This window comes from Anabaena sphaerica FACHB-251, assembly GCF_014696825.1.
Classification (GTDB): Bacteria; Cyanobacteriota; Cyanobacteriia; order Cyanobacteriales; family Nostocaceae; genus RDYJ01.
Window position 1 is genome coordinate 49,126 of sequence record NZ_JACJQU010000008.1, and the last position, 12,627, is coordinate 61,752.

Below are 12,627 nucleotides of genomic sequence, written 5' to 3' on the forward strand. Positions count from 1 at the left end.
ACTGGGGACTGGGGACTGGGGACTGGGGACAGAAGGCAAAAGGCAAAAGGTAATAGATTATTCTCCTCTGCTCCCCTGCTCCCCTGCTCCTCTGCTCCCCTGCTCCCCTGCTCCCCTGCTCCCCTGCTCCCCTGCTCCCCTGCTTCTTCTTCACTGTCAACTGTCACCTTATAACTGATAACTTATAACTGATAACTGTTTATGCGCTCTGTTCAATCTAATCAATTTGACTACGTAAAAATCGGCATAGCTTCACCAGAACGCATCCGGGCTTGGGGTGAAAGAACTTTACCTAATGGTCAGGTGGTGGGAGAGGTGACAAAACCAGAAACCATCAACTACCGGACTCTAAAGCCGGAGATGGATGGTTTGTTTTGTGAGCGGATATTTGGACCGGCGAAGGACTGGGAATGCCACTGCGGTAAATATAAGAGGGTGCGTCACAGAGGCATTGTCTGTGAACGGTGTGGAGTTGAGGTAACAGAGTCACGAGTGCGGCGGCACAGAATGGGCTTTATTAAGCTGGCAGCACCGGTGGCTCATGTGTGGTATCTCAAGGGCATCCCCAGCTATATCGCCATTTTGTTAGATATGCCTTTGCGGGATGTGGAACAAATTGTTTATTTCAACTCCTACTGTGTGCTGGCTCCGGGTAATGCGGATACTCTCACCTACAAACAACTGTTGAGTGAAGACCAGTGGTTAGAAATTGAGGATGCTATCTACAGTGAAGATTCGCTGCTGGTGGGAGTTGAGGTGGGCATTGGGGCTGAGGCGCTGCTGCGACTGTTGGCAGATATTAACTTAGAGCAAGAAGCAGAAAACCTGCGGGAAGAAATTAACAACGCCAAGGGACAAAAACGGGCGAAGTTGATTAAGCGGCTGCGGGTGATTGATAACTTTATTGCCACTGGTTCTAAACCAGAGTGGATGGTGATGTCAGCAATTCCCGTCATTCCTCCAGATTTGCGCCCAATGGTGCAGTTGGATGGGGGGAGATTTGCGACCAGTGATTTAAATGATTTGTACCGGCGGGTAATTAACCGTAACAACCGGTTAGCCAGACTGCAAGAAATTTTGGCTCCTGAGATCATTGTCCGTAACGAAAAACGGATGCTGCAAGAAGCAGTGGATGCTTTAATTGACAACGGTCGGCGGGGTCGGACTGTGGTGGGGGCAAACAACCGCCCGCTGAAGTCGCTTTCAGACATTATTGAAGGTAAACAAGGAAGATTTCGCCAAAACCTGTTGGGTAAACGGGTGGACTATTCGGGACGGTCGGTGATTGTGGTGGGTCCCAAGCTGCAAATTCACCAGTGCGGACTGCCGAGAGAAATGGCGATTGAGTTGTTTCAGCCGTTTGTGATCAATCGGTTGATTCGTTCGGGGATGGTGAACAATATCAAGGCGGCGAAAAAGCTGATTTCTCGCAATGACCCCAGTGTGTGGGATGTGTTGGAAGAGGTGATTGAAGGGCATCCGGTGATGTTAAACCGAGCGCCCACACTGCACAGGCTAGGGATTCAGGCTTTTGAACCAATTTTGGTAGAGGGTAGAGCAATTCAACTTCACCCTCTGGTATGTCCTGCTTTTAACGCCGACTTTGATGGCGACCAAATGGCGGTTCACGTACCTCTATCATTGGAAAGTCAGGCAGAAGCGCGATTGTTGATGTTAGCTTCCAACAACATTCTTTCACCTGCAACGGGTAAACCTATTGTCACTCCCAGCCAAGATATGGTGTTAGGAGCTTATTACCTAACAGCAGAAAATCCCGGTGCTACTAAGGGGGCGAATGGTTACTTCTCTTCTCTGGATGACGTAATTATGGCATATCAACAAGAACAGGTTGATCTTCATGCCTATGTTTATGTGCGATTTGATGGAGAAATGGAAACTGGACAACCAGATCATGAACCCCTAGAAGTGATAGAAAACGAGGATGGTACTCGGACTTTGCTGTATAAATTCCGCCGTGTCCGCCAAGATGCCCAAGGAAATTTAATTTCTCAGTATATCTACACCACCCCTGGTCGGGTGATTTATAACAAAGCGATTCAAGAAGCGTTAGCAAGCTAACCCTTCGGGAAGTCAAAAGTCAAAAGTCAAAAGTCAAAATTCAAGAACTTAATGACTAATGACTAATGACTAACAACTAATGACTAATGACTAAGGACTAATGACTAATGACTGAAAAAATGATTTTTCGTAACCTTGTCGTTAACAAGGGTCAGCTGAGAAACTTGATATCCTGGGCATTTACCCATTATGGGACAGCGCGGACAGCGGTGATGGCGGATAAGCTCAAAGACCTGGGCTTCCGCTATGCCACCAAAGCCGGGGTATCGATTAGTGTAGATGACTTGATGGTTCCTCCCTCCAAGCGATCGCTCCTAGAAGCAGCAGAAGAAGAAATTCTCAGCACTGAAGCCCGGTTTAAGCGGGGGGAAATTACGGAAGTTGAACGATTCCAGAAGGTAATTGACACTTGGAACGGAACATCAGAAAGCCTCAAGGATGAAGTTGTTACCTATTTCAAAAAAACCAATCCTCTCAACTCAGTGTATATGATGGCTTTTTCTGGAGCCAGAGGTAACATTTCTCAGGTGCGGCAGTTGGTGGGGATGCGGGGACTGATGGCAGATCCTCAAGGGGAAATTATTGACTTACCCATTAAAACCAACTTCCGGGAAGGACTAACAGTTACAGAATATATTATTTCTAGTTACGGAGCCAGGAAGGGCTTAGTTGATACGGCGCTGCGGACTGCCGACTCTGGTTATCTGACACGGCGGTTGGTGGATGTATCCCAAGACGTAATTATCCGTGAATTTGACTGCGGCACTACTAGAGGTATTCCCATTCGGGATATGACTGAAGGTGCTAAGGTTCTGATTCCCATCGGCACGAGATTGATGGGGCGGGTGGTGGCTCAAGACGTAGTTCACCCGACTACGGGCGAAATCATTGCGACCCGCAACACACCCATATCTGATGACTTGGCCGCAGTGATTCAAAAAGCCGGAGTCAAAGAAGTGGTAGCGCGATCGCCTCTGACCTGTGAAGCGGCTCGTTCTGTGTGTCAGCACTGTTATGGTTGGAGTTTGGCACACGCCAAAATGGTGGACTTGGGCGAAGCGGTGGGAATCATTGCGGCGCAGAGCATTGGGGAACCGGGAACTCAGTTGACCATGCGGACTTTCCACACTGGGGGAGTTTTCACCGGGGAAGTTGCCCAACAGGTAAGGGCAAAAATTGACGGGACGGTGAAATTTTCGCGCAAGCTCAAAACCAGACCTCATCGGACTCGTCATGGAGAAGATGCCCTCTATGCTGAAAACAACGGCACGATGGTGTTAGAAGCCAAGGGGGGAGCAGAAAACCAAGAAATTTCCATTACCCAAGGTTCAACACTATACATTGTGCCGGGACAACAGGTAAAAGTTGCCCAACTGTTAGCAGAAGTGGCGCTAGGAGGCAGAACCACAAGGGCAAATACCGAAAAAGCGGTGAAAGACGTGGCTTCTGACCTAGCGGGAGAAGTGCAGTTTGCCGATGTGGTGGCAGAACAAAAAACCGACCGTCAAGGCAACACCACCACCACAGCATCGAGAGGTGGTTTGATTTGGATTTTGTCTGGGGAAGTTTATAACTTGCCACCGGGTGCAGAACTGGTGGTGAAAAATGGTGATGCGATCGCCACCAACGGAGTTTTGGCGGAAACCAAAGTCACCAGTGTGCATGGTGGAGTGGTGCGGCTGCCAGAAGCGATTCCAGGCAAGGCCACCAGAGAAATTGAAATCATCACTGCTTCGGTGGTGCTGGATCAAGCTACTGTCACAGTTCACAGTTCTCAAGGTAAGAATAATTATTTAGTTCATACAGGACTGGGGACTGGGGACTGGGGACTAGGGACTGGGGAAGAGGGACAGGATAAGAGTTTTTCCCAATCCCCAATCACCGATCCCCAATCCCCATTCCCCAAATCCCAAACCTTCAACCTCCGGGCGACTCCGGGAACGAAGGTACAGAATGGACAAGTAGTAGCAGAATTAATTGATGACCGTTATCGCACTACTACGGGCGGGTTCTTGAAGTTTGCTGGCATTGAGGTGCAGAAGAAAGGCAAGGCCAAGTTAGGCTATGAAGTAGTCACTGGTGGTACGCTGCTGTGGATTCCCGAAGAAACCCACGAAGTTAACAAGGATATTTCTTTGTTGTTGGTGGAAGATGGGCAGTTTGTGGAAGCGGGAACAGAAGTTGTCAAAGACATTTTCTGTCAAACCAGTGGCGTGATTGAAGTTACCCAGAAAAACGACATCCTGCGGGAAATAGTGATTAAGCCCGGTGAACTGTTGATGGTGGATGATCCGGAGGCAGTTTTAGGGCGGGATAACACCTTTGTGCAACCAGGGGAGGAATTTCAAGGAACTGTGGCCACAGAACTGCGTTATATCCAGTATGTGGAATCGCCAGAGGGACCAGCTTTGTTAAGCCGTCCGGTGGTTGAGTTTGATGTTCCCAGTAATCCTGACTTGCCTTCCACCACTTCTGTGAGTCAACAAACTGGCAGGTCAATTCAAATGCGGGCTGTGCAGCGGTTGCCCTACAAAGATTCTGAGCGGGTGAAGTCTGTGGAAGGGGTGGAACTGCTGCGGACTCAACTAGTGTTGGAAATTGAGCAAGAAGCAGATCAGGATCATACAGCTTCGCCTTTGGCTGCTGATATTGAATTAGTCCCCGACAGTGAAAATGCTGAGATTCAAAGATTGCAGTTGGTGATTTTGGAGTCTTTGGTGATTCGGCGAGATATTGCGGCTGATGCCACCCAAGGCAGCACCCACACTACCCTAGAAGTGGAAGATGGCATGACCATTGCTCCTGGGGCGGTGGTAGCCCGGACACAGATTTTGTGTAAGGAAGGGGGTATAGTCCGGGGTGTGCGTCGAGATGCGGAAGCTGTGCGCCGCTGTTTGGTGTTGCGAGAAAGCGACATGATGACTGTGACTACGACGACAACACCAAAGGTTAAAAAAGGTGATTTGTTGGTAGAAGGAACAGAGATTGCTCCTGGTGTTTTAGCGCCGGAATCAGGTCAAGTGGTTTCAGTTAGAGGAGAGGGTGTAGGGAGTCGGGGGTCAGGTGCAGGCCAAGAAGAATCTGCTCTTTCTACCACACCCTATGCCGTCACTGTTCGCGTTGGTCGTCCTTATCGAGTCAGTCCTGGTGCGGTGCTGCAAATTGAGGATGGAGGACTGGTACAACGGGGTGACAACTTGGTGTTGTTGGTGTTTGAGAGAGCCAAGACTGGAGACATTATTCAAGGTTTGCCCCGGATTGAAGAATTGCTAGAAGCCCGTAAACCCAAGGAAGCCTGCATTTTGTGCCGTCGTCCTGGAGAGGTGAAGGTGGTCTATGGTGATGGGGATGAAGCAATGCTGATGGCGCGGGAAGCCTACGCTATCAAAGTATTGGAATCTGGTGGTGTTGTCACCGATTATCCCCTTGGGCCTGGACAAAACCTGATTGTTCCTGATGGCGCTCATGTTTTGGCTGGTCAACCTTTGACTGATGGACCCTCTAACCCCCATGAGATTTTAGAAATTTTCTTTAGTCTCGGTTCTGATGACGGGGTGTATGCCTGTGCTAGTTATGCTCTGCAAAAGGTACAAAGCTTTTTGGTGAACGAGGTGCAGATGGTGTACCAGTCTCAAGGCATTGAGATTTCTGACAAGCACATTGAAGTTATTGTCAGGCAGATGACTAACAAAGTCCGCATTGATGATGGTGGGGATACGACCATGTTGCCGGGTGAGTTGGTGGAACTGCGCCAAGTGGAACAGGTGAATGAGGCTATGTCTATTACTGGTGGTGCTAAGGCTCAATACACTCCTGTGTTGTTGGGGATTACTAAGGCATCTCTCAATACTGACAGCTTTATCTCGGCGGCTTCTTTCCAAGAAACTACTAGGGTGTTGACTGAAGCTGCCATTGAGGGTAAGTCTGATTGGTTGCGTGGTCTGAAGGAAAACGTGATCATTGGGCGGTTGATTCCAGCTGGTACTGGTTACAACACCTATGATGAACCCAGCGCCATTGAGGATTTTGGTACTGATTTGGGCAGCGGGGTTTTAGATGAGGTGGATGATCCACTGGATATGGTTTTAGATGACCGCACTGCCAAACTTTATAGCTTAGATACTCCTAGTTTAGGTGATGGTAGTTATGGTGGTAGACGGGATGATAGGGCGATTTTAGATGATGATGATGATTTGATTGCTGATGAAGTGATTTCGGGTGTTGAAGAAGAGGAGGAAGATGACTACGAAGAAGACGAGGAAGATAATGATTTTGATGAGGAATAAGGCCGAAAGGTAATTTTTGAAAAAGGCAAAAGAAAAATAAACTTTTGCCTTTTTCTTGTACAAAAAAGGGAACAGGGAACAGGGAACAGGGAACAGATAAGAAACAAAAGTTGCTGAGTTTAGGGACTTCCAAGAAATAAATTATCCAGATTAACGAACCGCAGAGGCGCAGAGGACACAGAGGAATAAGGGTTTGAAAGGTTTTTTACGTTAGGTGGTTGAGTGTTTTTTTATTTGGAAGTCCCTTAAAGCTCAGTAAAAAAAAAAGATGTTTTTCGAGATGACGAGCAACGAAGAAAAACAGTGTCATTATTTCAATCTCATGTTTTTAAACATGAGTTTTTCTGTTAAGAGTTGCCCGTTCCCTGTTCCCTCTGAATTTTGATCCAAGCAAAATTGCCTAAATCAAAAATTAGTAACCGTCACACTTAAACCAGAATCAAGCCGGGGAACCTTTAAATACTCGATTGGTTCATAATTTTGACGATTTGGGTTATTTGTTGCAGAACATGGTTGAAAAAAGCTCTCTGGATTGTTGAGATACTCTAGTGGCTTAATTTTCTTGCATTCGGGATCAGTTACTCTCAAACCTGGATCATTGTTATTAACAGTATCGCTGACAAGATTCCACTTTCTGCTAAGTGTGGCTGCTTCTGTTACTAAATTTGCGGCTTGATTGGGTTTAACTGTGACAGCAGAATTTGGTTTGGGGTTAGCATCAGCACTGGGACTGATAGCGATGCCAGCAATCACAACAACTAAGGTTAAAAGAGAAGATTTCATATTAAGTTGGCTAGGATTTAAGACTATGGAAAAAATTAGAATCTGTTAAGCATAAATACTGTTTACATAAAACAAGTTTAAACCACATTTAGACTTGATTCTGGAACTAATAAAACTTTTCTCTATTTTTCTTATTAAAAGTCTGTGAAAATTCAATATTTTTAATATTCTTGCTGTCTTTCTATGGCTGACATAAGTTGTAAAATCCAATAGGCTATTTTAGAGTGACAAGTTTGCACAAAAGCCCTCTGTCAGCTATACTTCATTCTGTGTATTTGAATTCGTAAATCATAAATTTCATCAAGATGAATTCTGAAAATAATATTCCTGCTTTAGACAATGTAGAATATGTTGCTTACATTAATGAAAATGGTGAATTACCAGAACAATTTCAGGGTAAAATAGGAGTTTACGCGATTTTTAACCAAGAAAAAATTCTGCAATTTGTTGGTTATTCCCGTGATGTTTATCTCAGTTGCAAGCAGCATTTAGTCCGTCAACCAGAAGAATGTTATTGGTTGAAGGTAGAAACAATTGAACGCCCTAACCGCACAATTTTAGAAAATATTGAAAATGCCTGGATTTCTGAAAATGGTAGCCTTCCTTTAGGTAATGGGGAAAATAAAGAAAAATGGACTAACCCTATTAATAGTCTGCTACTAATGACAACTGAAGAACAAGCTAATTATCAAAATCCACTAATTGATGATTTGGTAAAAATGAAACTCATTAAAAATGTGGCGCGACGAGTTGAAGCTGAAATTTTAGCGGTGTTAGAAGCACGGGGGTTAAAAACCCAAATTCGCTTTAATCCTAAATTAAAAGAAGAAGGTTTACTAGATTTAAAATGATGTTTTTAAAGCTGTAATTCAAATCCTGGTAAAACGTCTTCTCCAGAAAGTAGCGCGGGAAGTTGGACAATTTCTACAGGTTTTCCAGGTCGGTAAATTTCTGTTTGTTTGTCTTGGGGGTTAATTAACCAACCTAAACACAAACCATTTTCTATATATTCCTGCATCTTTTCTTGCAGGGTTTTGAGTCTATCTGATTTTGATCTCAGTTCAATTATAAAATCTGGTGTAAGTGGGGGAAATTTTTCCCGTTCTTCTTCTGTTAATGCTTCCCAGCGTTCTAATTTTGTCCAAGCTACATCAGGTGAACGTTTTGCACCGTTGGGAAGTCGGAATATTGTTGAGGAACTAAATACAATTCCTAATTTTGTTTGATGATTCCAATTACCTACTTTAATAATTAAGTCAGCTTCACTACGGCCGCTTTCTCCTCCTACTGGTGGCACAATAATCAGTTCTCCTTGTGCATTTAGTTCTAAGCTTACATCTTTATTGGCCATACAGAGTTGGTAAAACTGTTCATCTGTAAGGCGAAGAATGGGATCTAGGTTTAAGGTAACTGTATTCATTTAACTACTCTTAGCCTTAAATTATTTTTTCTCGTTTTTCTCGTTCCTAGTCTCTGACTAGGAATGCAGTTGATGAGTCTCTGACTCAACTACCAGAACAAAATCGGGTAAAGTGGCTTGTATTCTGGGTTTGGAGGCAGCGCCTCCTGGTAGGCATTCCCAGCCGGAGTCTGGGAACGAGGAATACGGTTATCGTTAATTTAATTCTACAATTAGGATAGAAAGCGATCGCTGTTGAAGGGCAGGCAAAATGCCTACCCCACAAGCATTATTTAATAATAACTCGCGGATTTGCGATGATGCACAGCCGTCACACCATCTTGATTTAACACCTTCCCATCATTAACAGTGGCATAAACCAACCAATGATCACCGGCTTCCATGCGGCTTTGGACAGAACACTCCAGGTAAGCTAAAGCACCATTCAAAATCACACCACCATTACTGGCTTCTTCCGTCGCTAAACCCGCAAATCTATCTTGTCCGGGGGTGTAGACCTTCATAAAATGCTTGCGTATTTCCCGACCTTCTGCCAAAATGTTAACAACAAATTGATTACCAGTGTGGGTCATGTTTTCCATCGCCCTATCCTTAGCTACCGCAATGGTTAAACCAGGAGGGTTAAAGCTGGCTTGTGTCACCCAAGAAGCTAACATCCCTGTTTTCACTTCTCCTTGAGTTGCTGTGACAACACACAGAGAACCAACAATGCGACCTACAGCTTGTTCTAGATTAGTTGCAGGTTGTCTAGCTACAACTGATTTTTTCGCTGCTTTTTTCAATGCTTGGGCGAAATCTGTTCCTGCTTCTTCACAGGTTTGGAGGGTGACTTCATTGGGTTTGAACTTGACCCGAATGGTGTCAAAACCAAATCTGTAACCTGCATCTTTGAGTTTGCTTTCTATTAAATCAACTGCTTCTCCACTCCAACCAAAAGAACCGAAAACACCAGCTAATTTATTGTTGGTTGCTGTTGATAAAACGATTCCTAAAGCTGTTTGTACTGGTGTGGGTGCGTGTCCTCCTAAAGTGGGAGAACCGATGACAAAACCTGCGGATTTTTCGATGGCGGTTTTGATTTCTTCGGGGTCAGCAAATTCACAATTAATTGATTCAACACTAACACCAGCTTTAGTTATACCACGAGCGATCGCACCAGCTAAAGTTGCAGTATTCCCATAAGCAGAAGCATAAATTAAAGCTACCGTCATGTCAGCATTAGTTTGTTGCTGAATCCATTCCCGATAAGATTGAGTAAGTTCAATTAACGCATAACGAACTAACGGACCGTGACCAGTGGCATATAATCTTACTGGTAAACCAGACAATTTATCTAACGCTGTGTCTACTTGTTTGGCGTGGGGAGCCATGAGACAATCGAAATAATAACGCCTATCTTCATTAAAGACTTCCCAACCTTCATCAAATACTTGATCACCACAAATATGCGTCCCAAATAACTTATCAGAAAATAAAATTTCCGTTTGGGGATCGTAAGTACAAAGTTGATCAGCGTAGCGGGGGTTAGGTGTAGGAATAAATTGCAGATGATGTCCTTTACCTAAATTTAAAGTTTCTTCTCCCCGCATTACCAAAATTGGTAAATCTTGATTTTCTAATGCTGCTTTTAAATTGATCGCTCCTGGATTTGAACACACAAAAGTAATTTGTGGGGCAATTTCTAGTAAAGCTTTTAATGTCGCAGCGCGGTTAGGATTGACGTGACCAAGAATTACATAATCAACGGCTTTAATATCAATCCTTTGTTGTAAAGCCTCTAAATAAATTTGCGTGAAAGTTTCCCCCGGTGGGTCAATCAAAGCGATTTTATCACCTTGAATTAAAAAAGAATTAGCAGTTGTACCTTTAGCCAGGGCGTATTCTATTTCAAATCTTAACCTAGTCCAACTGCGCGATCGCAGTATTGTTGTATCTGTGCCAATAGGCAAAATTTGAACATCACGGGGTTTAGTATTTTCTGACATAACTTTAATCTCCATTTCTTAATATCTTTGCTTGTATTTATATTGTTTATTTCAACTTCAAGACATTCAATCAAAACAAATGCAACCAACCAAAAGCAAAATACCTCAAACTCTTATTTCTCTGCGTTCTCTGCGTCCTCTGCGGTTCGTTTATCAAATAATTTGTTTCTGAAAAATTCCCAAAAAACCAAACTGTATAATACCTGAATTTTTAGTAAGGTGGACATTGCCCACCCTACAAAATCATTAACAATTCATAATTCGCCATTTTTAATTTCTCTTCAATTACGAATTACGAATTATGAATTAATAGTGGTTCCCAACTTTCCGGTGATGAACTGCTGTCAGTGCTTCGGGTTTTGATACTCGTCCAGCGTAAACGGTGCTGTATACTGCCCAGTGGTCACCGCAATCCATCCGGCTGACTACTTCACATTCCATATAAGCTAGGGCATCACCTAAAATGGGCGCACCATTTTCTGCTGGTTGAGTTTTGACTCCTTCAAAACGGTCTGCACCAGGGGCAAAACGTTTTAAGAAGTGTTTCATCAAGGTTTGATAATTCCCTTCTTCCAGTACATTGAGAACAAAGCGATCGCCCACTTGCATCAAAGATTCAATCGCCCGATCTTTAGCTACCGCAATGGAAAATCCCAAGGGTTTAAAACTGGCTTGACTTACCCAAGAAGCTAACATGGCGCTGGATACATCGCCTTTTTTAGCAGTGATGATATATAAACCGCCGCTAATTCTCCCCAATGCTTTATCTAAGTCAGCACCGAGAGATTTCATAGCTTTGATACTTTTGTCTCTTGTCACCCACTGTCCTAAGTCGGTTCCGGCTTCTTCGCATTTTTTGAAAGTGTTTTCTGTCGGTGTTTCCCGAATCTCAATTACAGGGAAAGCTACACTCAACCCAGCAGCACGGAATTGATTTAATAGCGGGTAGGTGGGTTCATCATCACCACCACCAGTTTCAAAAATACCGATCACTTGTTTTTCTTTCGCAGAACCTAAAACTGTACTCAGTGCAGCTTGAATAGTGGCACTACCAGAAGCTGGTGGCATTCCCACAACTAACCCCGCACAGCGTCCTACAAGCTCCCGTAACTCTTGTAAATCGACTGCTCCACCCAAATCGACAGCTTCTACCGCTACACCGGTTTTAGCAATACCGTTAGCGATTGATTGTGCCAAGCGATCGCTATAGCCATACTCAGAAACGTAAAATACTCCAACTGCTGTTTCTGCCTTGGTTTGGCTTTGACTCCAACTACGATAACGTCCCGTTAATTCTTCAACGTTATGGGAGAGTAACGGACCATGACCTGTAGCAATCATCTTGATGGTTTTCAGTTCTGCCATGCGCTTCATCGCAGACAATACCGACCGGGAATTTGGACCCATCAAGCAGTCGTAGTAATATTGAAAATCTTTTTCAATTGCTGCCAAGTCATCATCAAAAGTGCTGTCTGTGCAGTAATGCAACCCAAAAGCGTCACAAGTATAGAGGATTTGGGTTTGGTGGTCAAAGCTGAAAATAGTATCAGGCCAGTGTAAGTTTGGAGCAATCACGAATTCAAACTCGTGACCGTTTCCTAAATCTACGCGATCGCCATTTTTGACAATCCGCCGTTTAAAAGGCCGATGTACCAAATCTTCTAAAAACTGAATTGCCACCTTAGAAGCAACGACGGTAATCTCAGGAGCCATAGACAGCAAATCTTTCACCAAGCCGCTGTGGTCTGGTTCCGTGTGACTGATAATTAAATAATCAATATCTTGGGGATTGATTAAACCTGTGAGTGTATCAAAATATAGTTGACGAAACTTCTCGTGAGACGTATCAACCAGGGCAGTTTGCTCACCGCGTATCAGAAACGAATTATAAGTTGTACCGTTTTGGAGACCAAACTCAATATCAAAGCGATCTCGATCCCAGTCCAAAGAGCGAATGGCTGTGGTATCTTGAGCAATCTCTACAGTCTTTATGGTGAGCCGTTTTGCAGGGGCTGGGCTTCCCTGTCCATCATGTTTATCGGTGAGCAATACCATAACTCCCCTCCTTGACAAT

Annotated in this window: 7 protein-coding genes; 3 read left to right on the plus strand and 4 right to left on the minus strand. The window is 44.3% G+C overall.

Going from position 1 to position 12,627, the window contains the following annotated elements; genetic code table 11:
• Positions 1–201: 201 nt before the first annotated feature.
• Together H6G06_RS14955 and H6G06_RS14960 are read left to right on the plus strand one after the other, a co-directional pair.
• Positions 202–2,079 (plus strand): DNA-directed RNA polymerase subunit gamma, encoded by a 1,878-nt coding sequence (locus H6G06_RS14955; protein WP_190561459.1) that lies wholly within the window; start codon positions 202–204, stop codon positions 2,077–2,079.
• Between the two features lie 107 nt (positions 2,080–2,186).
• Entirely contained in the window at positions 2,187–6,365 is a 4,179-nt protein-coding gene (locus tag H6G06_RS14960; RefSeq protein ID WP_190561461.1) for a DNA-directed RNA polymerase subunit beta', read from the plus strand.
• A 405-nt stretch (positions 6,366–6,770) separates the two neighbouring features.
• Here H6G06_RS14960 and H6G06_RS14965 read toward each other — a convergent pair whose 3' ends face one another.
• A complete protein-coding gene (locus H6G06_RS14965; protein WP_190561463.1) occupies positions 6,771–7,148 on the minus strand; it encodes a hypothetical protein in 378 nt (125 codons plus the stop codon).
• 305 nt (positions 7,149–7,453) lie between these two features.
• On the opposite strand from H6G06_RS14965, the gene H6G06_RS14970 reads away from it, so the two are divergent.
• Positions 7,454–7,999, plus strand: a complete 546-nt coding sequence (locus H6G06_RS14970; protein ID WP_190561465.1) for a GIY-YIG nuclease family protein — start codon at positions 7,454–7,456, stop codon at positions 7,997–7,999.
• A 5-nt stretch (positions 8,000–8,004) separates the two neighbouring features.
• Here the strand turns inward: H6G06_RS14970 and H6G06_RS14975 are convergent, their stop codons facing one another.
• From H6G06_RS14975 to H6G06_RS14985, 3 genes are all read right to left on the minus strand, one after another.
• Positions 8,005–8,568, minus strand: a complete 564-nt coding sequence (locus tag H6G06_RS14975; RefSeq protein WP_190561467.1) for a Uma2 family endonuclease — start codon at positions 8,566–8,568, stop codon at positions 8,005–8,007.
• Positions 8,569–8,840: 272 nt separating this feature from the next.
• Positions 8,841–10,553, minus strand: a complete 1,713-nt coding sequence (locus H6G06_RS14980; protein WP_190561469.1) for a diflavin flavoprotein — start codon at positions 10,551–10,553, stop codon at positions 8,841–8,843.
• Positions 10,554–10,859: 306 nt separating this feature from the next.
• Positions 10,860–12,608, minus strand: a complete 1,749-nt coding sequence (locus H6G06_RS14985; protein WP_190561471.1) for a diflavin flavoprotein — start codon at positions 12,606–12,608, stop codon at positions 10,860–10,862.
• Positions 12,609–12,627: the final 19 nt, after the last annotated feature.